This is a genomic window from Ottowia sp. (genome assembly GCF_047975795.1).
Classification (GTDB): Bacteria; Pseudomonadota; Gammaproteobacteria; order Burkholderiales; family Burkholderiaceae_C; genus Ottowia.
The window spans coordinates 1-21040 of record NZ_JBKEEE010000033.1 but is presented as its reverse complement, the minus strand read 5'-3'; the positions used below and the strand labels follow the sequence as shown (position 1 = coordinate 21040).

Here is a 21040-nt window from a genome sequence, read left to right as displayed (position 1 = left end):
TTGTTGATCTCCCGCCCATCAGGCCCGATCGGCCACGCGCTCGCCCAGCAGGCCGGAAGGCCGCAGCGTGAGGATCACGATCAGCACGATGAAGGCGAAGATGTCGGTGTAGTGGCTGCCCAGAAATCCGCCCGTCCACGTGCCGATGTAGCCCGATCCAATGGCCTCGATCAGCCCCAGAATCAGCCCGCCCAGCACCGCGCCGCCCAGGTTGCCAATGCCGCCAAACACCGCAGCGGTAAATGCTTTCAGGCCAGGCAAAAAGCCCATGGTGTGCTGCGCCGTGCCGTAGTTGGAGGCGTACATCACCCCCGCAATGGCAGCCAGAATGGCACCCAGGATGAAGGTGGCCGAGATCACCACATCAGGTTTGACGCCCATCAGTCCTGCCACGCGCGGGTTTTCGGCCGTGGCGCGCATGGCGCGGCCAATCTTGGTGTAGTTGACCAGCCACATCATGATCGCCAGCGCGATGACCGTGACGGCCAGAATCACGATCTGCGTGGGGGTGATGTAAGCCCCGCCCACTTCAAAAGGCGCGCTGGGCAGCAAGGTGGGAAAGGGCTTGTAGTTGGGCTTCCAGATGATCATGGCCAGCGTTTGCAGCAGGATCGACATGCCGATGGCGGTGATCAGCGGGGCCAGACGCGGGCTGTTGCGCAGGGGCTTGTAGGCCACTTTTTCAATCACGAAACTCAGCAAGGCAGCCACGGTGCAGGCAATCAGGGTGGCCAGCAGCAGGATGATCCAGCCCGGCGCGCTGGGCATGCTGGACTGCATCAGGCCGATGATGGACCACGCCGTCAGTGCCCCCACCATCAACACCTCGCCGTGGGCAAAATTAATGAGCTGAATGATGCCGTACACCATGGTATAGCCCAAGGCGATCAAGGCGTACATGCTGCCCAGAACCAGACCGTTGATGATCTGCTGTAGCAAGATATCCATGAAACACTTTCCTCCTGACCTGTTTGCCGCTGCGGGATCACCGCCGTTTGGGACAGGCCCAGCCAAAATAATCAGCCTGCATCGAAGGCATCCAGTTGCGATCCATGCAAGTTTGATGCCCAGCACAAGCCAATTTATTAAAAATTGTAGCTGACTGATGCCGTCGTTATGGCGCAGATAAGCTGGTGCTTTCCCCGGTAGGCACTGTCCCTGGATTGGTGCATGGGCGGTGATTGGGGGCGAGCCTATGGTCTGCGAAGGTCTGCGAAGGCTTCAGGCTTGACTTGCGTCAAAAGCTGCGCCAGATCAAGGCAGGGTGGGCCGTACGCCCATAGAGTCGCCGCATGCCCGCAGAGCCGATGCTGTTTCACTACGCTGCCCCCAAGCGCTTGCACGGGCTGGCACGGCGCTGGGCACCACGTTGCGCGTGGCTGGCGCTGGCGCTGCTGCTGCCGGGGCTGTGGCTGGCATTGGTGGCCACGCCGTCAGACGCAGTGCAAGGCGAGGGCTATCGCATTCTTTATGTGCACGTGCCTGCAGCCTGGATGTCGATGTGGATTTATGCCGTGATGGCCTTCTGGGCGCTGATTGGTCTGGTGTGGCGCACCCGCGCATCGTTTTTGATGGCGCACGCGCTGGCCCCCACAGGTGCGATGTTTGCCCTGCTGTCGCTGATCACCGGCGCGCTGTGGGGTCAACCCATGTGGGGCACCTGGTGGGTGTGGGATGCGCGGTTGACCACTTCGCTGCTGCTGCTGTTTTTGTACCTGGGCTATCTGGCTTTGCTGCGCGCGCATGAAGGGCGCGCCAGCGCCGATCGGCCTTGCGCCGTGCTGGCGCTGCTGGGGGCGTTGAACCTGCCGGTGATTTACTTTTCAGTCCACTGGTGGAACACGCTGCACCAGGGGGCCAGCATCACCACGCAAGGTGCCAGCATGCCGGGGGCCACGCTGGCGGGCCTGCTGCTGATGACTGGCGCGGCCTGGATGTGGGCGTTTGCCGCTTCGTTCCGGCGCGTGCAGCGGCTGATTGCCGAGCGCGAGGCGCACACCCACTGGTTGCACAGCCTGCAAGCCGAGGCGCTGGAGTCTGCGCCGCTGGAGGCCGCTCGTGCTTGAAGCGCTGACGCCCTGGTGGCCCGATGTGGCGGCGTTTTTACGCATGGGCCGCCACGGGGGGTACGTGTGGGCGGCATTTGGCGCGTGTGCACTGGCGGTAGCGCTGGAAGCGTGGGTGCTGTGGCGGCCCGCGCCACCTGGCAACGCACTTGCGGCAGATGAGGGCGGCGCACCATGACGGCAACCACCGGCTGGACACCGCGCCGCCGCCGCCTGGCGATGGCGTTGGCTGCGCTGCTGTTGGGCGGCAGTGCTGTGGCGCTGGCGCTGCGCGCGTTCAACGACAACCTGGTGTTTTTTCTCACCCCCAGTCAGGTGGCGGCGGGGCAGGCGCAGGGCAAAGACAGCGTGCGCATCGGCGGGCTGGTGGAAACTGGCTCGGTGCGGCGCAACCGTGGGGCGGGTGATCAGGCGCTGGAAGTGCGCTTTGCGCTGATGGACGGGCAACACACCGTGCCCGTGGTGTACCGCGGCGTGCTGCCAGATTTGTTTGTCGAAGGCAAAGGTGCGGTGGCCCAGGGGCGGCTGGATGCGCAGGGCCGACTGGTGGCCAGCGAGGTGCTGGCCAAGCACGACGAGAATTACGTCGCGCCCGGTGTTGACATGCATCCCGTGGCCGCCAAACCCAGGCAAGAGTAAAGAGCAAGAGCGCCCATGCTGCCCGAGCTGGCCCATTTCAGTCTGATCCTGGCGCTGCTGGCCGCCGCCGTGCAGGCTGCGGCCGGTCTGTGGCCGCGCCGCGCCTGGCCCAGGCTGGCGGGGATGGCCCTGCGGTGGCAGGTGGCGGGTGTGGTGGCGGCGTTTGCCTTGCTGGGCGTGGCGCTGGTGCAGGATGATTTTTCGGTGGTGTATGCGGTGCAGCACGGTCACACCGATTTGCCGCTGCTGTACAAGGTGTCGGCCATCTGGGGCGGGCATGAAGGCTCGCTGCTGCTGTGGGTGCTGATTCTGGCCGCCTGGTCGATGCTGACCTGGAGCCGGTTGCGTGGATTAGCTATTAAAAACGGAGCTTTTGGAGCAAGTACAGCAAGCGCTGGCAGTCAAAATGACGCTCAAAGCATGTACCCCGCCCGCGTGCTGGGCTGGCTGGGGTTGGTGTCGCTGGCGATGCTGGCGTTCATTTTGTTCACGTCCAACCCGTTCATTCGCGTGCTGCCTGCGATGGAGCAGGGCCGCAGCCTCAACCCGCTGCTGCAAGACCCCGGTCTGGCGCTGCACCCGCCGCTGCTGTACGCGGGTTACGTGGGCACGGCAGCGCCGTTTGCCATGGTGATGGCGGCGTTGCAGTTTGGCGCGCCCGCGTGGTGGGTGCGGGCCATGCGGCCGTTGGTGCTGCTGGCCTGGGCGTTTTTGTCGGTGGGCATTGCGCTGGGGTCGTGGTGGGCGTATTACGAGCTGGGTTGGGGTGGCTGGTGGTTTTGGGATCCGGTGGAAAACGCCTCGTTCATGCCCTGGCTGGTGCTGGCTGCGCTGGCGCACACGCTGGCCGTGCGCGAAGGGCGACGCGCGCTCACGCACTGGACGGCGGTGCTGACCATTGGGGCGTTTTTGCTGTCGCTGCTGGGTTTGTTTTTGGTGCGCTCGGGCGTCATCACATCGGTGCACGCGTTTGCCACCGATCCGCGCCGGGGTGTGTTTCTGCTTGGGCTGATGGCTGCCTTCGCCCTGGGTGCGATGGTGTTGTATGCGCGCCATGCCGAGCGGCTGACCGATGCGCACGGGCCGTTGCCCACCGCGCTGGCTTCGCGCGAAACAGCGGTGCTGGCCAACAACTGGTTGCTGCTGGTGGCCTGTGCCACGGTGCTGCTGGGCACGCTGTACCCGCTGGCGCTGGACGCACTGCGCTTGGGCAAGATCAGCGTTGGTCCGCCGTACTTTGACGCCGTGCTGGCCCCGGTGTACCTGTTGCTGCTGGCGTTGCTGGCCCCGGTGGTGTGGCTGCGCTGGGGCGCTGACCCGGAGGCGGCTGCACGCCGCAGCTTGAAGCGCCTGGCCGTCGGCTTGGGCGCAGCACTGGGGGCTGCTGCGCTGGCGCTGCACCTGACGCAAGGCGCGGTGCGCCCGCTGGTGGCGCTGACGCTGACACTGGCGGCCACTGTGGCTGGTGCCACGCTGGTGTGGGCTGCGCAGCGGCTGCGCCGCGGTGGCATGACGGCTGCGCAGTGGGGCATGTGCGTGGCACACCTGGGCGTGGCCGTGTTTGCCGTCGGCGTGGCCATGGTGGGCGGCTACGGGGTGGAGCGCGACGTGCGCCTGCAACCGGGCGACACGCACCAGTTGGCGGACTGCACTTTGCGCTTTGAGCGCGTGCAGCCTTATCGCGGCCCCAACTTCATGGCGCTGGCCGGGCAGTTTGAACTGGCTTGCCCTGGCGAAGCCGTGCGCACCCTGGTGGCTGAAAAGCGCAACTACACCGGCAGCGCCATGCCGATGACCGAAAGCGCCATCCGCTGGGGCCTGACGCGCGACTTGTACGTGGCCCTGGGCGAGCCACTGGACGGCAGCCCTTATGGTGGCTGGGCCGTGCGCGTGCAGCTCAAGCCCTTCATGCGCTGGGTGTGGGCGGGCGCGCTGTTGATGGCGCTGGGCGCGCTGTGTGCGGCGCTGGGGCGGCGTTACCGCGTGGCAGTGCACCATCATGCTCCAGCGCTTGATGGGCAAGCGCAAACAGCTATCAAAACGAGAGAGGCATTGGCACCCGCGGCCTTGTCGGGGGACGCGGCATGAGCACCACCCGTGATGATGCACTGACGCCCGACGCTGCGGCATCCACCGCATCACCTGTTGCATCGCCTGTGGCTTCACCCCAGCGCCGCCGCTGGGGGGTGTGGCTGGCCTTTGCCGCTATGGGTGTGCTGCTGGCGCTGCTGGCCGTGGGCTTGACGCGCGACCCGCGCCAGTTGGACAGCGTGCTCATCGGCCAGCCCTGGCCGCAGCGTGCGCTGCCCGCGCTGGAAAAGCCGCAATACCTGATGGGGCCGCAGCAATGGACGGGCAAGGCGCGCGTGGTCAACGTGTGGGCTTCGTGGTGCACCAGTTGCCTGCAAGAACATCCTGAGCTGATGAAACTGTCGCGCCAGTTGGAGGCAGACGGCCATCTGGATCAGTTGATCGGGCTGAACTACAAGGACAAGCCGCGTGATGCGCTGGGCTGGCTGGGCCGCCACGGCAACCCGTTTCTGGCTTCGATGATGGACACCGATGGACGCTTGGGGATTGACCTGGGCGTGTACGGCGCGCCCGAAACCTTTGTGGTCGATGCGCAAGGCATCATCCGCTTCAAACACGTGGGCGTGCTGACCGAGAAGGTGATTCGCCACCAAATCCTGCCTTTGCTGGAGAAAGGGCGGTGAAGGCGAAAACACGGCGGTTGGTCAATTCAATGATCAGCATTGTTTTTCAAGCTCCCACCATGGTTCGGGCTGTTCTTGTTCTTGCGTGATTTCAATGGCGTGAGGGTCTTTTTGTAATTGGCCCTGGTTATCCATGCGCCAAACTGCGATGGGAATTCTGTCGCAATCGGTGCAGTATTCGACCAGCGTGATCTTTTCAATATTTTGATCATTGTCAAAGAAATAGGTTTTCATGCGAATGTCTCGATTGCCTTCAAAGTAGGTGTCCGCAAAGCTGTATTCAATCAATTGTTTTATTTTTTCTTGTTGGTAATGGTAATGCGTGCCTACTGGAACGAGGTGGTTGTTAATGTCTCTTCCCATTCCGCTGTAGATGGGTGCTTGGTCGGAATAAAATTCAACCAAGTAGTTGTTGGCATCTAGTTTCTTGGTGTGCTTGTAGCACTGTGATTTTTCTGCTGAAGTTTTTGAAAAAATAAATGGCAGCGCTACAAGAAAAAGTGAGATCGGTAATAATAATTTTTCATCGATGATGGTTGAGCTGTGGTTTGTTGAATGCAAATACCTATAAAGATAATGCGGCCTGTTCAGGCTGTGCTGGTGGTTGTGGGGTTCATGACCATATTAGCCCGCGCGGCAGATGACCCTTGGGCCGACCGCCTGCACACGCTGACGCAGGATTTGCGCTGCCTGGTGTGCCAGAACGAATCGCTGGCCGACTCGAATGCGCCGCTGGCGCTGGACTTGAAGCGCGAAATCCGCACCATGATGGAAGCGGGCCAGAGCGATGCGCAAATCCGCGACTTTTTGCTGCAGCGCTATGGCGACTTCGTCAATTACAAGCCGCCTTTGCGCGCCAGCACGGCGCTGTTGTGGGTCGGGCCGCTGCTGCTGCTGCTGGCCGGGGCTTGGGGCCTGCGGCGGACGGTGCAAGTGCGCGTGGCCCAGCCTGCGGAAGTGGGCACCCAATCAAGCGAGGCCGCTTCTCGCCCACCGAAAGGCGGCGCATGAGCCTGTCCATGATCTGGGCCACCGACTGGCTGTGGCCTTTTGTGCTGGCCACTATGGCGTTGGTGGCGGTGTTCACTGGCGCGTTGGTGTGGTCGGCTGGGGCAGACCGCGCGGCGTTCGGGCAGACTTCAGCCCGGGTTTCAGCTCAAATTTCAAATCAGAAGCCATCGGGCAGCACGTGGCGCGTGTGGCTGCTCACGCTGGCTGTGCCGCTGGCTGCCATGGCGCTGTACGCCGCTTTGGGCAACCCGCGCGGGCTGAACCCGCGCGAGCGCCAGCCCGTGCCTGACGAGGCCGTCGAAACCATGGTCAGCAAGCTGGCTGTTCGCCTGAAGGCCGAGCCTCATAACGCCAATGGCTGGCTGATGCTGGCGCGCAGCTACCAGGTGCTGCAACGCTACGACGAATCCGCTGCCGCTTGGGAGCATGCTCAGCCTTTGGCCTGGGACGACGTGGAGGCGATGACCGAATGGACCGAGGCGCGTGTTCTCAGCCAGCAATACCGCTTTGACCGCCGCAGCCAGGAGCTGCTGGCCCGCGCCATGAGCCTGGACGCCAGCCACCCCGGCGTGCTGATGCTGCGTGCGCTGTCTGCGCTGGATCGTGGAGACACCGCAGTCGCCACCAAACTGCTGACCCAGTTGCGCGGCCTGTACCCCGAAGGCAGCGCCGACGCCCAGGCCCTGGACGGCGCACTGGCCCAACTGGCCGCCGGGCAAGATCCGCGCGTGCAAGCCCCGCGCGTGCAAGACTCGCGTGCCGGTGCGGTGGATGCGCCACCAACACCCAAGGCCGCCGCCAGCGCTGCGGCGGTTACAAACAAAAAATAGGCTCTAGTGCAGTGGTCGACGCTATCTGGCACATAAAAACGCGTCTTTGCCGCCATGGCGGCGTTGCAAATCCTCGCGATAGCTACAGCTATCGCTGCGGTTTGCGCCTTGCCATGACGACAAATCCATCATTTTTATAAGTACCATCAAGCATCGACCACTACACTGGCGCATATGTGGAACGCACTGACAGCTATTCAATCAGGAGCAAAAAAGTGATTGATCCGCGCCGCCGGGCCTTCTTGCGCGGGCGCGTGGCCCAGGCCGCTGCACCGCAAGCGCCTGCCGCGCAGCGTCCACCCTGGGCCGTCACCGAAGACCTGTTTGCCCAGCGCTGCACCCGCTGCGATGCCTGCATCACCGCCTGCCCGCGCGGGGTGTTGAAGCGCGGCGACGGACACTTTCCCGAAGTGGATTTTTCAGCCCAGGGCTGCGACTTTTGCGGTGCTTGTGCAGCCGCCTGCGCAAGCGGTGCGCTGGGCGTGAATGTCCAAGGTCGGCACCGCGCCGAGTTGGCCGCTGCCACCGCATGGCCCCACTGGCAGGTACACATTGAATCCACTTGTCTGGCGCAGCAGCACATCGAGTGCCGCATCTGCGCCGACGCCTGTGACACGCGCGCCATCCGCTTTCAACCTGCCCTGAGCGGCATCAGCCAGATGCGGCTGGATCTGGATGCCTGCACCGCTTGCGGCGAATGCGTGGCGGTGTGCCCGGTGGGGGCGGCGCGGATCAAAACAGTGTCGCAATAGGTATGGATTGGGGTGGGCACTCGGTTGCTTGATATACCGCCGGGTTGGAATCAGATGCAGCCTTTGCAAAGTCAGGGCGCTGATAAGTTTGGTCCGTGCAGTTGGGTATGTGGCGATGCCCTGAAAGACGTGATTTTTTAGCTCAATTGATGTACTTTAAAGAAGCGCATCTTGGGTTTCGTGCATATTTAGTTATACTTGTGGCTTCATTGAAAGAAGTATAAGGGAGCGAATAATGCGATTCATCCGCAAAATGATGGCCGCCTTGATCCTGTTGGTAGGTGTTGGCACGGCACAAGCAGACAACATACTTTTATTGAATTCCGGTGGGTGGAATGGGGTGCCGCCAAATTTACCCGCTTTGTTGACTGGCTGGGGCCATACAGCAACTGTGGTGACAACCCAGCCTGCCAGTATTGAATCCACAGCCCAGAGCGCCAGCGGCTACGATCAAGTCTGGTTTTTTGGCAGGTTTGACACTGCAGGGTGGAATGCCGCTTCGCTGCAAACGATTTTAACCACTTACCTGAACAACGGTGGGGCGGTGTTTGTCCAATCGGAAGTCAGTTGCTGTAATGCAGCGGCTTCATTTGCTCAAGATTTGATGAATGCAGTGGTGTCACCCAGCGTACTGCAAGGTGGGGCTACATCGATTGTGCATGCTGTCGTCGTGGGTGGTACAGGTACGACTGCGGTGAGTGCTGCATTGGGAAATCGCTATGCAGGCAGCATGATGTGCACGGGCACATACACAACTGCGGCATTTCGGGATACAGAAAATGTTTTACCAGACTATCAACTCGTGACCTATCCTTCTTCTGGAGGGGCGCCAGCTGTATTTTTTGATGAAGCAGCCATGCTTGGGCAGACAGGGCGGCTACTGGTCAGTGGTGATATCAATTACTTGTTGCAAGGAGGTGGCGGTACGACGGCACCTATTACCGCTTTAGGCGAAAACGTGGCCAGAATGTATGTCAGTATTCTGGGCGATATACCGAACTATCCCGCTTGCATGCCGCTGGCAGAAAACGATGCATATTCGGTGATTGCTGGGCAAACCACTGTATCTGTACTGGGCAACGACTATTACGAGCCGGCCACGACGGCAGCTTCGTCATCGAATGTCACAACCATCCCCGTGGGGGCAGTGCCTGTAGGCTTGACGCTGAACACTGATGGCACCATTTCTGTGGCGTCGTCTGCTGCTTTGGGCACCTATACCTTGACGTACCAGATTTGCCGAGTCAGCGCGCCGACCGAGTGCTCTACGGCAAAAGCGACGCTGACGATTACGCAATCATCTACCGCAAGTGGCAATGTGCAAGCTGTACCCAGCTTGTCGCAAGCCATGCTGATGGCATTGATGGCAGGGCTGGGCTTGCTTGGACTGGCTGCTATTCGCAAGAAAGCGGCGGTCTGAACAGGTAGGAGTTAGAGGTCCTGGCCAAAGATTGGCGCTGCAATGATTGACGCGCGTTTGGGTTGGCGTCTGAGCGCTATCCAGCCAGACCTTTAAGCCCGAGTTGGCCTGGCAATCAGGCTAACGCCTTTCAATAAGGAAGGCAGGTATTTCACGATTTCTATTGGCTTATTCGGCCTGCGGCGCAGTCACCTCGGGCTTGCCCAAATTAGCCGGATCGGCCTTGGGTGCGCCGATGTGCTGCTCAATCGGTGGCAGCGAGTGGGCGATGCCTTTGTGGCAGTCGATACAGGTTTTGCCGTCGGTCATGGCTTCTTGGTGAAAGCGGCCTGAGCGGGTGTTTTGCTCGGCGAAGTCCATGAACTCGAAGTGGTGGCAGTTGCGGCATTCGCGGCTGTCGGTGCGCTTCATGCGCGCCCATTCATTGCTGGCCAGTTTGGCGCGCTTGGCGTTGAATTTTTCTGGCGTGTCGATGCTGCCCAGCAGGTGGTGCCACACCTCGTTGCTGGCCTGGATTTTGCGGATGATTTTGTGTGTCCATTCTTTGGGCACGTGGCAGTCGGGGCAGGTGGCGCGCACGCCGGTGCGGTTTTGGTAGTGCACGGTGTTGCGGTATTCCAGGTACACGTTGTCTTTCATCTCGTGGCAACTGATGCAGAACTCTTCGCGGTTGGTCCATTCCATGGCGGTGTTGAACGCGCCCCAGAACAAAATACCGGCCACAAAGGCGCTGGAGAGGATGACAAAGCGTCGCGTGCGCATGCAGGCCAGCAGGCGGCCAATCAAGCCGCGGCGGGGTGCTGCGGCGGGGGCATTGGAGGTGGGTTCGGTCATGGCGTGGGCCTTATGGGGCAGAGCGTGGCGGGCGGCAGGTCAATGCAAATTTGTGGTGCAGGCGGTTTGCAGCACAGGTGGTCAGAATAGGTGGTCAGCGTAGTCCGCGCGCGCGCTCGAAGGTGTTGCTGACCAGTGGCTTGGCGTCGGTTTGCGGCACGTGACACTGGTTGCAGAAGTAGCGGCGCGGACTGATGTTGTCCAGCTCTTGGCCTTCGCGGGTGCGAAAGTGGGTGACGCTGACTTTGGGCGCGCCTGCGGCTTTGGAGTGCTGGAACGAGTGACAGTCCATGCACTTGTTGAAGTTGCTGGTGATCTGGTAGCCGCTGGTGGTGTGCGGGATCAGCGGGGGCTGCTGCACAAAATCGCGGTCGGACGGCGCGTGGTCACGCTCCTGGCGCGGGTGGGTGGTGGGAATTTCGTCCTGAATGGGCACGCCGCCGCGCAGCGAATCCATCTTGACCGGGCCTGTGGATGCGGACGCGGTTTGCGTTTGCGCTTGCGCCGCGCCCGTTGCCAAGGCAGCAGCCAGCAGCAGGGTCTTGAACAGCAGGGTGAGGGGTTTCATCAGTCTCTCCGGTGGTCGAATCGGTGGGTGAATACAAAAACGTTTTTGCCGCACACGTCCAGGCAGCGCCCGCAATTGGTGCAGTCGGCCGACAAAATCAGCGGCGTAACGCCGCCTTTGCCTTTGAGCGGCGCTGGGATGATGTGCGACTCAGGGCAAACGGCGTAGCAGTCGGCACAGTCGTTGCAGGCCGACGAGTGTTGGGCGCTGACGCGCAGCAGGCTTTGGTGCCCCAGCAACTGGTAAGCCGCGCCCATGGGGCAAACGTGGCCACACCAGCCGCGCGGGGCCACCAGCAGATCAAACAAAAACACCGCCAGCACACCGCCCCAGGCGGTGATGCCGCCAAAAATGATGGCCCGGTGCATCAGGCTGACCGGGTTGACCCACTCCCACACGGTGACGCCGGTGACGGCGCTGGCCACCAGCACAGCGGCCAGCACCCAGCGGCGCAAGTCGCGCCGAGGCGCGCGCCCACTGGTGATGCGCAGACGTCGGCGCAGCCACGAAGCCCCGTCGGTGACCATGTTGACAGGGCAAACCCACGCGCAGAACACGCGCCCACCCACCAGTGCATAGAAAGCGATGACGATGGCCGCGCCGACCAGGGCGGCGGTTTCGGGCCAGTGTCGCGTGAGCAGTACCTGCGCCAGCGCAAACGGGTCGGTCAGCGGCAGCACGTCCAGTGTCAGGCTGGATGACAAATTGCCCTTGACGATCCACACACCTGCCAGCGGCCCCAGCAGGAACAACCCGAGGATGGCCAGTTGCGACATGCGGCGCAGCACCAGCCACTGGTGGGCTTTCCACCAGCCTTTGTCGTGCACAGCTTCGTCGCCTGGCCACAAAAACACTGGTGCGGCGGTGGTTGGTGCGTTGGGCGTGCGCGCCACGTTGGACACGGTGGTGCTGACGTTCATGGCGGCGCACCTCCTGGCGGTGCGTCAAACAAGGACGGCGGGTTGTACGGCTCGGCCCCTGAACGCAGGGGAGCCAGATCGCCCGGCACAGGTTGATCAGGCAGGCGCTGCACGGGTTGCTTGAACTGGGGCAGGCCGGGCGTGGCTTCCACGGTGTCGCCCGAACGGGTTTGGCCCATGTGGCCCACGTCGCTGCGCTGGCTCAGGTTTTTGCGGTAATGATGTCCAATTTCGCCGCGCGCTACCTGGGTGGGCAGCACTTTGATGGCGGCTTCTTCCAGTACACAGCTTTTTTCGCACTTGCCGCAACCAGTGCAATGGTCGGCGTGCACGGTGGGCAGCAGCATGGCGTGGCGGTCTGAGCGCGGGTTGCTCATTTTTTCGAGCGTGATGGCCTCGTCGATGACCGGACAGACGCGGTAACACACGTCGCAGCGCAGGCCCAGAAAGTTCAGGCAGTTTTCTTCGTCGATCAGCACCGCCGTGCCCATGCGGGCCTGGGTGATGTCGGTCAGCGCGTGGTCGAGCGCGCCAGTAGGGCAGGCTTTGACGCAAGGAATGTGCTCGCACATCTCGCAGGGGATGTCGCGGGCTTCAAAGTATGGGGTGCCAATGGCCACATCAGCCGCCATGCCCGCGCCCCAGGCGCTCAGGCGCAGGTTTTGCGGCGGGCAGTCGCGCACGCACAGGCCGCAGCGCACGCATGCGCCCAAGAATGCGGGTTCGTCCAGCGCGCCTGGCGGGCGCAGAGCCTGTGCAGGCCGCGCCAGCGAAGGGCGTGCCAGTACCGCAGCGCCGCCCACCACCAAGCCCGCCGTGGCGGCCGAGGCAGCGCCTTGCAGCAGGTTGCGGCGGTTGATGGCAGGCATATTGCGGGCTACGTTTGCTAACTATTTAATAGCTAAATACGCTTTATTTTTAAGCGGCAGGGGCGTTTTGCTTGAAATCAATCAGGCTTTGACGACGCGGGCGGCGCACTTTTTGAAGTCGGTCTCTTTCGAGATCGGGCAGGTGGCGTCCAGCGTGAGCTTGTTGACCAGGCGGCTTTCGTCAAAGAACGGGATGAAGACCAGCCCGCGCGGCACCTTGTTGCGGCCCTTGGTTTCGATGCTGACCAGAATTTCGCCTCGCCGTGTCTGCACCTTGACCTGCATGCCGCGTTGCAGCTTGCGTGCGGCAGCGTCGTCGGGGTGCATGAAGCACACCGCTTCGGGTACGGCGCGGTGCAGCTCGGGCACACGCCGCGTCATCGAGCCGGTGTGCCAGTGTTCCAGCACGCGACCGGTACACAGCCACAGGTCGTACTCTTTGTCAGGGCTTTCGGCGGCGGGCTGGTAGGGCAGGGCGAAGATATTCGCCTTGCCGTCCTTATGGCCATAGAACTTGATGTCCTCGCCTTTTTTGACATAGGGGTCGTAGCCTTCGCGGAAGCGCCACAGCGTTTCTTTGCCGTCCACCACCGGCCAGCGCAGGCCGCGCGCTTCGTGGTAAGCGTCGAACGGGGCCAGATCATGGCCGTGGCCTCGGCCAAATTCGGCGTATTCCTCGAACAGGCCCTTTTGCAGGTAAAAGCCCAGCTCTTTGGATTCGTCGTTGAGGTAGTTGCCGATGTACTTGCCGTTGACCTTGCTGACGTCGGTCATGGGGTATTTGTTGATCTTGCCGTTTTTGTACAGCACGTCGTACAGGGTCTTGCCTTTGTATTCAGGCTTTTTGGCCAGCAGCTCGGCAGGCCACACTTCTTCGACCTTGAAGCGCTTGGAAAATTCGATGTACTGCCACAGGTCTGACTTGGCCTGGCCCGGCGCGCTGACTTGCTGGCGCCAGAACTGGGTGCGACGCTCGGCATTGCCATAAGCGCCTTCTTTTTCGACCCACATGGCGCTGGGCAGCACCAAGTCGGCGGCCATGGCGCTGACGGTGGGGTACGGATCGCTGACCACCACGAACGCCTTGGGGTTGCGCCAGCCGGGGTACACCTCGTCGTTGACGTTGGGGCCGGCCTGCATGTTGTTGGTGGTGCTGGTCCAGTAGCACTTGAGCACGCCGTCTTTCAGCGCCCGGCTCTGCGCCACGGCGTGCAGACCCACTTGGCCTGGCAAGGTGCCTTCGGGCAGTTGCCAGATTTCTTCGCTGTGCTTGCGGTGCTCGGGGTTGGTGACCACCATGTCTGCGGGCAGGCGGTGGGCAAAGGTGCCCACTTCGCGCGCCGTGCCGCAGGCGCTGGGCTGGCCCGTGAGGCTGAAGGGGCCAGAGCCGGGGGTGCTGATCTTGCCCGTGAGCAGGTGGATGTTGTAAACCAGATTGTTGGCCCAGGTGCCGCGCGTGTGCTGGTTGAAGCCCATGGTCCAGAAACTGACCACTTTGAGCTTGGGGTCGGCATACAGCTTGGCCAGATCTTCCAGTTGCTTGACCGGCACGCCCGAGAGCTTGCTGGTGTATTCAGCGGTGTAGGTGCTGACGAACTTGGCAAATTCTTCAAAGCTGATGGGCTTGGCGCTGTTGGGGTTGGTTTTTGGCTTGCCATCGGCGCCGGGGTAGCCGTTGGCGGTGGCGTTTTTCTCCAGCGCGTGGGTGGGGCGCAGGCCGTAGCCGATGTCGGTTTCACCGGCTTTGAAGTTGACGTGCTTGCGCACGAAATCCTCGTTCACCGCCTTGTTGGTGATGATGTAGTTGGCGATGTAGTTCAGGATCGCCAGATCGGTTTGCGGGGTGAAGATGATGGGTTGGTCGGCCAGGTCAAAGCTGCGGTGTGTGAAGGTGGACAGCACCGCCACCTTGGTGTCGGGGGCGGACAGACGGCGATCGGTGATGCGGCTCCACAAAATGGGGTGCATCTCGGCCATGTTGCTGCCCCACAGCACGAAGGCGTTGGCCTGCTCGATGTCGTCGTAGCAGCCCATCGGCTCGTCAATGCCAAAGGTGCGCATGAAGCCGGTGACGGCCGAGGCCATGCAGTGGCGTGCGTTGGGGTCGATGTTGTTGGATCGGAAACCGGCTTTCCACAGCTTGGAAGCAGCGTAGCCCTCCCAAATCGTCCATTGACCGGAGCCGAACATGCCGATCGACTTGGGGCCTTCGGCCTTGAGCGCCTCTTTCCACTTGGCGGCCATGATGTCAAAGGCTTCGTCCCAGCTGATGGGGGTGAATTCGCCATTCTTGTCGTATTGGCCGTTTTTCTTGCGCAGCAGTGGCGTGGTCAGACGGTCTTTGCCGTACATGATCTTGGACAGAAAGTAGCCCTTGATGCAGTTCAGCCCACGGTTGACCGGCGCTTCTGGATCGCCCTGGGTGGCCACGACGCGGCCTTCTTGCACGCCCACCATGACCGAGCAGCCGGTGCCGCAAAAGCGGCACGGCGCTTTGTCCCAGCGCACACTGCCGGGCGCGCCACTGGGCGCTTTTTGCGCCTCGGCAACGATGGGAATGCCCGCAGCCGCTGCGGCGGCGGTCATGGCTTGGGATTTGAGAAAGACGCGGCGGTCGGATTTCATCGTGCGGCTCCTGCGCCGGATGTGGCGCTTGTCGATGCGGGGGAGGGTGAACAAGAAGATTCCTGGGCCTGCCGACGGGCAAATTCGCCCGCATGGCCACGCCAGGCGCGATAGTCGAAATCGGCAGGAGGCTCGACAGCGCCCGGCTCGGCGTGCTCGAAAACCAGCGACAGGTTGAGCACCTCGTCCCAGCGGGCCAGCTCGGTCATGGTGGCGGCAGCGGGGGTATCGGCGGTGCTTTCGATGACGGCGACCAGGCGACCATCGCCGTTGTCCGGCCCCAGATCCACGCCCGGCGTATAGGCCAAGCGCTGCTTTAACTGGTGCAAATTTTTGGGGTGTGTCCGTAGGACGACGCCAAGTACGCTCATCTGTAACCTCTTGCGGCAGGCAGATTAACCGCAATGGTGTAAGGGTGAAATTGACTTGCGACAAGTCTTTAAGCGGGACTTTCTGGTTAACCCTGAAATGGAGGGTTAACGTGCATCTGCTTGCGAGCGGCTCGCACTGCGAGGCGGGTTCAGCCTTTGAATTGAGGACAATGCGCCTATGAATTCGCCTGCTGCTGCACTGCCTTGGCTGACACCGCGCCGCCTGATGATGGCTTCGGTAGGCGTGGCACTGTTGACGATGGCCCTCAAAACTGTCGCCTGGCGGATCACCGGTTCGGTGGGGCTGTTGTCGGATGCGGCGGAATCGCTGGTCAATCTGGCCGCTGCCGCATTCGGCTTGACGATGGTGACTGTGGCCGCGCGCCCGGCCGACGACGACCATCCTTACGGACACCACAAGGCCGAATATTTCGCCTCAGCGTTCGAGGGCGTGCTGATTTTTGTCGCCGCGCTGGCGATTTTATGGACGGCGGTACCGCGGCTGTGGGCACCGCAGCCGCTGGAACAACTGGGGCCGGGCTTGACGCTGTCGGTGGTCAGCTCGGCGCTTAATGGTGGGCTGGCCTGGCTGATGCTGCGTGTGGCGCGCCGCTCGCGCTCGATCGCACTGGAGGCCGATGCACGCCATCTGCTGACGGATGTATGGACGTCTGCGGGTGTGGTGCTGGGCTTATTACTGGTCATGGCCACTGGCTGGCTGTGGCTGGATGCGGTGGTGGCTATGGGCGTGGCGCTGAACATCGTGCGCGAGGGTGTGCGTCTGGTGTGGCGCTCGTCCCAGGGTTTGATGGACGCTGCTGCGCCCGCCGTGCAGACAGCCATTGAAGGCGCGCTGGCCGATTTTGCGCGCGTCCATGGCGGTGCGGCCTGCCCGGTGCGCTTTGACCACGTGACCACGCGCAGTGCGGCGCAGCGCCAGTTTGTCGATCTGCACATGCACATGCCTGCTGATTGGACGCTGGCGCGTGGCACGGTCATGCGTTTGGACGTGGAACGCGCCTTGCAAGAGCGTGTTCCTGGCGCGCGCGTGACCATTCAAATGCTGCCACTGGGTGCCGAGGCGCATGTGGGTGACGCGCCTGCGCCGCTGGTCAAGGATGCCGCTCAGCCACCGGTAATGTAGACCGCGCGGGTGATCACAAGCGACAAGCGTGTCGGGCGTCGAGCGTTGATTGTGGGCGCGTGATCAAGTGGTTGCTTTTTCTAGATGCCAACTATGCACGCAAAGCATGCATGCCGTCATTTGTCCGCAAATTACTTTCAATACATCTTCTAAGTCATTTGTTTTTAAGGTTTTTTGAATTCTATGAAATGCCGATGTTGAGCTAAGACGTTGATTTCATTGAAATAATTTGTACCACTCCGGTTGATGGAACACGATTTCCTGCTACAGTGCAAAAAAGTGCAATTAAGTGGTGAGATGTGCCATAAATGCACAATGTTAGTGTTCACTTTCGGAGTTTGCATTGTTTCAAGGGGCGTCGTCGTTGAGTCTGGATGCAAAGGGTAGGCTGTCTGTGCCTACCCGGCATCGTGACGTCTTGACGGCACTGGCCGAAGGGCAGTTGACGATTACCAAGCACCCGCACGGCTGCCTGATGGTGTTCCCCCGCCCTGAATGGGAAAAGTTTCGCGAGCGCATTGCCCAACTGCCGATGTCGGCGCAGTGGTGGAAGCGCATTTTTCTGGGCAATGCGCAAGACGTTGATATGGATGGCACGGGGCGTGTGCTGGTGTCGCCGGAGTTGCGCGCGGCCGCAGGATTGACGCGCGACGTGATGCTTTTGGGCATGGGGCAGCACTTTGAGCTGTGGGACAAGGCGAGCTACGAAGCCAAGGAAGCAGAGGCCATGCAGGCCGACATGCCCGAGGTTTTCGAGGATTTTGCGTTCTGACGGTGGCGGGCGGGGTGACTTCATGGACGCACACCACGGTATTGCTGAACGAAGCGGTCGATGCGCTGGTGACCGACCCGCAGGGTTGTTATGTGGATGCGACGTTTGGGCGTGGCGGACATTCCAGGCTGCTGCTACAGCGCTTGGGGGTGGCGGCGCAACTGGTGGCCTACGACAAGGATCCAGAGGCTTTGGCCGAAGCGTCAGGGCTGCTCGATCAGCGGTTTTCGATTCGCCATCAGGGCTTTGCGGCTTTAGGCGATTGGCCGGTGGCCAGTCTGGTCGGTGTGTTGATGGATTTGGGTATCAGCTCGCCGCAAATCGACAACCCCGAGCGGGGTTTTTCTTTTCGGGCCGATGGTCCGCTCGATATGCGCATGGATCCGTCGCGCGGTCAAAGCGCAGCCGAGTGGCTGGCGGTGGCCAGCGAGCGTCAAATTGCGGAGGTGATTCGTGACTACGGTGAAGAACGGTTTGCTGTCGCCATTGCAAAGGCGATTGTCGCGCGCCGACAGGAACGGGGCGCTGTTGCAACCACCGCTGAACTGGCCCAGCTCGTGGCTGGCGCGGTCAAAACCCGCGAGCCGGGCCAGAACCCTGCAACGCGCACATTTCAGGCTGTTCGGATTTTCGTCAACGCCGAGCTTGAAGAGCTCCAGCAAGCGCTAGAGGCCAGTGTGCATGTGCTGCAACCTGGAGGCCGTTTGGTGGTGATCAGCTTTCACTCGCTGGAAGACCGCATCGTCAAGCAATTCATGGCACGGCATTCGCGTGCCGTGGTGGATCGCCGCGCGCCATTTGCCGAGCCTGCGCCGACCTTGCTGCGTGTGCTTGGCAGGGTGCGCCCTTCGGCGTTGGAAGTGCAAGCCAATCCGCGTGCGCGCAGCGCCATCATGCGGGTGGCCGAGCGCACTGACGCACCTGTGCCAGCGCCTGTGACAAGGAGCGCGGTATGACGCGACTGTCCATCGTGCTGCTGGCGGCTGTGGTGGCGTCTGCCGTGTACCTGGTGCGGGTGCAGTACGAGTCGCGCCGCCTGTTCACTGAACTTGACCGTGCGGTGGCCGAGGCGCACCAGCTTGAGATCGAGCGGGCGCAACTGGAAGTGGAAAAGCGCGCAGCGGCTACCTCACTGCGGGTGGAAAAACTGGCCAAGGAAAAGCTGGCCATGCGCACGGTCACGCCCGCCATTACAGAATATGTGCTGGCCCCCCAGGCTGATCACGAGGGCGCGCGATGAGGCAAGTGCGCTATACCACCAGCCCTTTGTTGGCATCCAAAACGCCTGTATGGCGCAGCAAGTTCGTCGTGGCCATGTTGGCGCTGGCGTTTTTGGCGCTGATCGGGCGGGCGGCGTATGTCCAGGTGTGGGGCAAGGATTTTTTTCAGCGCCAAGGTGAGGTGCGGTTTGCGCGCACCCTGGAGTTGCCGGCCAGCCGGGGACGCATTTTTGACCGCAATGGTTTGTTGCTGGCTTCCAGCGTGGTGGCACCCAGCATCTGGGCCATTCCTGAAGATGTGGATCGCGATCCGGCCAAGTTGCAGCAGTTGGGCAAGCTGCTGGGCATGTCGACCAAAGAGCTGAACCACAAGCTGGCTGACCAGAGCAAAACCTTTGTCTGGATTAAGCGGCAGGTGGATGCACCGGTGGCGCAGCAAATTGCCGATTTGAAGATCCCGGGCATTTACCAGCGCAAGGAATACAAGCGCCGCTACCCCGAAGGCCAAGCCGCCGCGCACGTAGTGGGCGTGACCAATGTGGAAAACCAAGGGCTGGAAGGGGCTGAGCTGTCGTTTGAAAATCTGCTGGCCGGCAAGCCAGGCTCGCGCCGCGTGCTCAAAGATCGCCTGGGGCGGGTGGTTGAGGCGGTGGGCGATGAGGTGCCCCCGGTGGATGGCGCTGATGTGCAGTTGTCGATCGATTCAAAAATTCAGTTCTTTGCCTATCAGAAGTTGCGCGATGCGGTCACCACCCACAAAGCCAAGTCAGGCAGCGTGGTGGTGATTGACGGCCAAACCGGGGAGGTGCTGGCGCTGGCCAATTACCCCAGTTATGAACCGGATGACCGGCGCAGTTTGACCGGCGCGCGCATGCGCAATATCGCGGTGACCGACGTGTTTGAGCCTGGCTCGACCATGAAACCCATCACGGTGGCCACGGCCTTGAATGCGGGCAAGGTGACGCCGCGCACCGTCATCAACACGGCACCGGGCACTTACCAGTTGGATCGCTTCACGATCCGTGACACGCACAACTACGGCAAGCTGACTGTAGAGGGCGTGGTTCAAAAATCAAGCAATATTGGCGCGCTGAAGATCGCGCAACGCCTGACGGCTGAACAGATGTGGGGCGTGTTCACCGAACTGGGCTACGGGCAGCGGCCTGAACTGAAGTTTCCAGGTGCGGCCGCCGGACGGGTGCGCCCCTGGAAGAGCTGGCGTCCGGTGGAGCAGGCCACCATGTCTTACGGCTACGGCCTGTCTGCTTCGTTGTTCCAGATGGTGCATTCGTACACCGCGTTTGCGCATGATGGGCGGGTGGTTCCGGCCACCTTGCTCAAACAGACAGAAGGCGTGGCGGTGGATGGTGCGCCGGTTTTTTCTGCCAAGACGGCGCAGGCCATTCGCAAGATGCTGCAAATGGCGGCCAGCCCCGGCGGCACAGGGCAGCGCGCGCAGACGGTGGGTTATTCGGTGGGCGGCAAGTCCGGTACGGCACGCAAGCAGGTGGGCAAGGGTTACGCCAGCGACAAATACCGCGCCTGGTTCACGGGTTTGGCACCCATTGAGACACCCCGCGTGGTGGTGGGGGTGATGATCGACGAGCCAAGCAAAGGACAGTACTACGGTGGCCTGGTGGCCGCGCCCGTGTTCAGCGAAGTGGTGCAGCAAACCCTGCGCATCATGGGCGTGCAGCCGGATATGAGCGTCAAGCCCGAGATCGTGAGTGAACAGGTGCAGGAGTCGCTTTGACATGACGGCCCTGCTTGCCTTACCCCAAGACGCTGCACACTGGCTGCATCAGCGGGTGCGCGGCCGCTTGCAGGTGGACAGCCGCCAGGTGCAGCCCGGTGACGGCTTTATCGCCTGGCCCGGTGCGGCCACGGATGGCCGCCGGTTTGTGCGCGCAGCGCTGGACAGCGGTGCCACAGCCTGTTTGGTTGAACACCAGGGGCTGGCGCAGTTTGATCTTCCGGTTGAGCCATCTGTCATTGGCAGCTATTGCGATTTGAAAGCAGGGACGGGTTTGATCGCCGATGCCTACTACGAACAGCCGTCCAAAGAATTGACGGCGGTGGCGGTCACCGGCACCAACGGCAAAACCAGCTCGGCATGGTGGCTCGCCTGGGCTTTGGCGCGTCTGCAAAGCGCCCGTTTGTCGCCTGCTGCATTGGTGGGGACTTTGGGCATTGGCCAGCCAGGTGCACTGCAATACACCGGAATGACGACGCCCGATCCGGTCACGCTGCATCGCCGCATGCGTGAGTTGGTGTCAGAAGGTGTG

At 61.8% G+C, this 21040-nt stretch carries 23 protein-coding genes; 15 read left to right on the top strand and 8 right to left on the bottom strand.

What is annotated here, in order from left to right; genetic code table 11:
• Positions 1–18 precede the first annotated feature (18 nt).
• Positions 19–948, bottom strand: a complete 930-nt coding sequence (locus tag ACK5NW_RS04765) for a branched-chain amino acid ABC transporter permease (protein WP_416925584.1) — start codon at positions 946–948, stop codon at positions 19–21.
• 344 nt (positions 949–1292) lie between these two features.
• Here ACK5NW_RS04765 and ccmC point away from each other — a divergent pair, with 344 nt between their 5' ends.
• From ccmC to ACK5NW_RS04740, 5 genes are read left to right on the top strand one after another with little or no spacing between them, the layout of a single operon-like run.
• Positions 1293–2066 carry a heme ABC transporter permease CcmC gene (ccmC, locus tag ACK5NW_RS04760; protein ID WP_416925582.1) on the top strand — a complete coding sequence of 258 codons (774 nt, stop codon included), beginning with the start codon at positions 1293–1295 and terminating at the stop codon, positions 2064–2066.
• A complete protein-coding gene (gene ccmD / locus ACK5NW_RS04755; RefSeq protein WP_416925580.1) occupies positions 2059–2244 on the top strand; it encodes a heme exporter protein CcmD in 186 nt (61 codons plus the stop codon). Before ccmC ends, ccmD begins: the two co-directional genes overlap by 8 nt.
• Positions 2241–2705 (top strand): cytochrome c maturation protein CcmE, encoded by a 465-nt coding sequence (locus ACK5NW_RS04750; RefSeq protein WP_416925578.1) that lies wholly within the window; start codon positions 2241–2243, stop codon positions 2703–2705. Before ccmD ends, ACK5NW_RS04750 begins: the two co-directional genes overlap by 4 nt.
• Before the next feature lie 15 nt (positions 2706–2720).
• Positions 2721–4793, top strand: a complete 2073-nt coding sequence (locus tag ACK5NW_RS04745; protein ID WP_416925576.1) for a heme lyase CcmF/NrfE family subunit — start codon at positions 2721–2723, stop codon at positions 4791–4793.
• Positions 4790–5419, top strand: coding sequence for a DsbE family thiol:disulfide interchange protein (locus ACK5NW_RS04740; RefSeq protein WP_416925574.1), 630 nt, complete (start codon positions 4790–4792; stop codon positions 5417–5419). Before ACK5NW_RS04745 ends, ACK5NW_RS04740 begins: the two co-directional genes overlap by 4 nt.
• A gap of 33 nt (positions 5420–5452) precedes the next feature.
• Here ACK5NW_RS04740 and ACK5NW_RS04735 read toward each other — a convergent pair whose 3' ends face one another.
• Complete coding sequence (locus ACK5NW_RS04735; RefSeq protein ID WP_416925572.1) at positions 5453–5980, bottom strand: hypothetical protein; 528 nt, start codon at positions 5978–5980, stop codon at positions 5453–5455.
• A 54-nt stretch (positions 5981–6034) separates the two neighbouring features.
• On the opposite strand from ACK5NW_RS04735, the gene ACK5NW_RS04730 reads away from it, so the two are divergent.
• The 4 genes from ACK5NW_RS04730 (at position 6035) to ACK5NW_RS04715 (ending at position 9432) form a co-directional block, all read left to right on the top strand.
• Positions 6035–6430 carry a cytochrome c-type biogenesis protein gene (locus ACK5NW_RS04730; RefSeq protein WP_416925570.1) on the top strand — a complete coding sequence of 132 codons (396 nt, stop codon included), beginning with the start codon at positions 6035–6037 and terminating at the stop codon, positions 6428–6430.
• Entirely contained in the window at positions 6427–7260 is an 834-nt protein-coding gene (locus ACK5NW_RS04725) for a tetratricopeptide repeat protein (RefSeq protein ID WP_416925568.1), read from the top strand. The genes ACK5NW_RS04730 and ACK5NW_RS04725 overlap by 4 nt, the downstream gene beginning before the upstream one ends.
• Before the next feature lie 215 nt (positions 7261–7475).
• The gene (gene napF, locus ACK5NW_RS04720) at positions 7476–8012 is read left to right on the top strand and encodes a ferredoxin-type protein NapF (RefSeq protein WP_416925566.1); all 537 of its coding nucleotides are present in this window, start codon (positions 7476–7478) and stop codon (positions 8010–8012) included.
• 235 nt (positions 8013–8247) lie between these two features.
• Complete coding sequence (locus tag ACK5NW_RS04715; protein WP_416925564.1) at positions 8248–9432, top strand: hypothetical protein; 1185 nt, start codon at positions 8248–8250, stop codon at positions 9430–9432.
• 168 nt (positions 9433–9600) lie between these two features.
• On the opposite strand, the gene ACK5NW_RS04710 is transcribed toward ACK5NW_RS04715, so the two are convergent.
• From ACK5NW_RS04710 to ACK5NW_RS04685, 6 genes are all read right to left on the bottom strand, one after another.
• The gene (locus ACK5NW_RS04710; RefSeq protein ID WP_416925598.1) at positions 9601–10194 is read right to left on the bottom strand and encodes a NapC/NirT family cytochrome c; all 594 of its coding nucleotides are present in this window, start codon (positions 10192–10194) and stop codon (positions 9601–9603) included.
• Positions 10195–10360: 166 nt separating this feature from the next.
• On the bottom strand, positions 10361–10834 hold the full coding sequence (locus ACK5NW_RS04705; RefSeq protein WP_416925562.1) for a nitrate reductase cytochrome c-type subunit: 474 nt from the start codon (positions 10832–10834) through the stop codon (positions 10361–10363).
• A complete protein-coding gene (napH, locus tag ACK5NW_RS04700; RefSeq protein ID WP_416925560.1) occupies positions 10834–11754 on the bottom strand; it encodes a quinol dehydrogenase ferredoxin subunit NapH in 921 nt (306 codons plus the stop codon). The genes ACK5NW_RS04705 and napH overlap by 1 nt, the downstream gene beginning before the upstream one ends.
• The gene (gene napG / locus ACK5NW_RS04695) at positions 11751–12623 is read right to left on the bottom strand and encodes a ferredoxin-type protein NapG (protein ID WP_416925558.1); all 873 of its coding nucleotides are present in this window, start codon (positions 12621–12623) and stop codon (positions 11751–11753) included. Before napG ends, napH begins: the two co-directional genes overlap by 4 nt.
• An 81-nt stretch (positions 12624–12704) precedes the next feature.
• On the bottom strand, positions 12705–15248 hold the full coding sequence (gene napA / locus ACK5NW_RS04690) for a nitrate reductase catalytic subunit NapA (RefSeq protein ID WP_416925556.1): 2544 nt from the start codon (positions 15246–15248) through the stop codon (positions 12705–12707).
• A complete protein-coding gene (locus tag ACK5NW_RS04685; protein WP_416925554.1) occupies positions 15245–15619 on the bottom strand; it encodes a chaperone NapD in 375 nt (124 codons plus the stop codon). The genes napA and ACK5NW_RS04685 overlap by 4 nt, the downstream gene beginning before the upstream one ends.
• A gap of 178 nt (positions 15620–15797) precedes the next feature.
• Here ACK5NW_RS04685 and ACK5NW_RS04680 point away from each other — a divergent pair, with 178 nt between their 5' ends.
• The 6 genes from ACK5NW_RS04680 to ACK5NW_RS04655 all read left to right on the top strand — a co-directional run.
• A complete protein-coding gene (locus tag ACK5NW_RS04680; RefSeq protein WP_416925552.1) occupies positions 15798–16763 on the top strand; it encodes a cation diffusion facilitator family transporter in 966 nt (321 codons plus the stop codon).
• A 343-nt stretch (positions 16764–17106) separates the two neighbouring features.
• Positions 17107–17535: a division/cell wall cluster transcriptional repressor MraZ gene (gene mraZ / locus ACK5NW_RS04675; protein WP_416925550.1), complete on the top strand. Its 429-nt coding sequence runs from the start codon at positions 17107–17109 to the stop codon at positions 17533–17535.
• Positions 17536–17549: 14 nt separating this feature from the next.
• Positions 17550–18491 (top strand): 16S rRNA (cytosine(1402)-N(4))-methyltransferase RsmH, encoded by a 942-nt coding sequence (gene rsmH, locus ACK5NW_RS04670; protein ID WP_416925548.1) that lies wholly within the window; start codon positions 17550–17552, stop codon positions 18489–18491.
• Positions 18488–18775, top strand: coding sequence for a cell division protein FtsL (gene ftsL, locus ACK5NW_RS04665; protein WP_416925546.1), 288 nt, complete (start codon positions 18488–18490; stop codon positions 18773–18775). Before rsmH ends, ftsL begins: the two co-directional genes overlap by 4 nt.
• Positions 18772–20508, top strand: a complete 1737-nt coding sequence (locus ACK5NW_RS04660) for a peptidoglycan D,D-transpeptidase FtsI family protein (protein ID WP_416925544.1) — start codon at positions 18772–18774, stop codon at positions 20506–20508. The genes ftsL and ACK5NW_RS04660 overlap by 4 nt, the downstream gene beginning before the upstream one ends.
• Position 20509: 1 nt before the next feature.
• Positions 20510–21040, top strand: a 531-nt coding sequence (locus ACK5NW_RS04655) for a Mur ligase family protein (RefSeq protein ID WP_416925542.1), incomplete at its 3' end; no start/stop codon positions are given.

Bases quoted from the DNA above. Each gene is read 5' to 3' on its own strand.
- ACK5NW_RS04765 (WP_416925584.1), bottom strand. From the start codon at position 948: ATGGATATCTTGCTACAGCAGATCATCAACGGTCTGGTTCTGGGCAGC.
- ccmC (WP_416925582.1), top strand. From the start codon at position 1,293: ATGCCCGCAGAGCCGATGCTGTTTCACTACGCTGCCCCCAAGCGCTTG.
- ACK5NW_RS04750 (WP_416925578.1), top strand. From the start codon at position 2,241: ATGACGGCAACCACCGGCTGGACACCGCGCCGCCGCCGCCTGGCGATG.
- ACK5NW_RS04745 (WP_416925576.1), top strand. From the start codon at position 2,721: ATGCTGCCCGAGCTGGCCCATTTCAGTCTGATCCTGGCGCTGCTGGCC.
- ACK5NW_RS04740 (WP_416925574.1), top strand. From the start codon at position 4,790: ATGAGCACCACCCGTGATGATGCACTGACGCCCGACGCTGCGGCATCC.
- ACK5NW_RS04730 (WP_416925570.1), top strand. From the start codon at position 6,035: ATGACCATATTAGCCCGCGCGGCAGATGACCCTTGGGCCGACCGCCTG.
- ACK5NW_RS04725 (WP_416925568.1), top strand. From the start codon at position 6,427: ATGAGCCTGTCCATGATCTGGGCCACCGACTGGCTGTGGCCTTTTGTG.
- ACK5NW_RS04715 (WP_416925564.1), top strand. From the start codon at position 8,248: ATGCGATTCATCCGCAAAATGATGGCCGCCTTGATCCTGTTGGTAGGT.
- ACK5NW_RS04710 (WP_416925598.1), bottom strand. From the start codon at position 10,194: ATGCGCACGCGACGCTTTGTCATCCTCTCCAGCGCCTTTGTGGCCGGT.
- ACK5NW_RS04705 (WP_416925562.1), bottom strand. From the start codon at position 10,834: ATGAAACCCCTCACCCTGCTGTTCAAGACCCTGCTGCTGGCTGCTGCC.
- napH (WP_416925560.1), bottom strand. From the start codon at position 11,754: ATGAACGTCAGCACCACCGTGTCCAACGTGGCGCGCACGCCCAACGCA.
- napG (WP_416925558.1), bottom strand. From the start codon at position 12,623: ATGCCTGCCATCAACCGCCGCAACCTGCTGCAAGGCGCTGCCTCGGCC.
- napA (WP_416925556.1), bottom strand. From the start codon at position 15,248: ATGAAATCCGACCGCCGCGTCTTTCTCAAATCCCAAGCCATGACCGCC.
- ACK5NW_RS04685 (WP_416925554.1), bottom strand. From the start codon at position 15,619: ATGAGCGTACTTGGCGTCGTCCTACGGACACACCCCAAAAATTTGCAC.
- ACK5NW_RS04680 (WP_416925552.1), top strand. From the start codon at position 15,798: ATGAATTCGCCTGCTGCTGCACTGCCTTGGCTGACACCGCGCCGCCTG.
- ftsL (WP_416925546.1), top strand. From the start codon at position 18,488: ATGACGCGACTGTCCATCGTGCTGCTGGCGGCTGTGGTGGCGTCTGCC.
- ACK5NW_RS04660 (WP_416925544.1), top strand. From the start codon at position 18,772: ATGAGGCAAGTGCGCTATACCACCAGCCCTTTGTTGGCATCCAAAACG.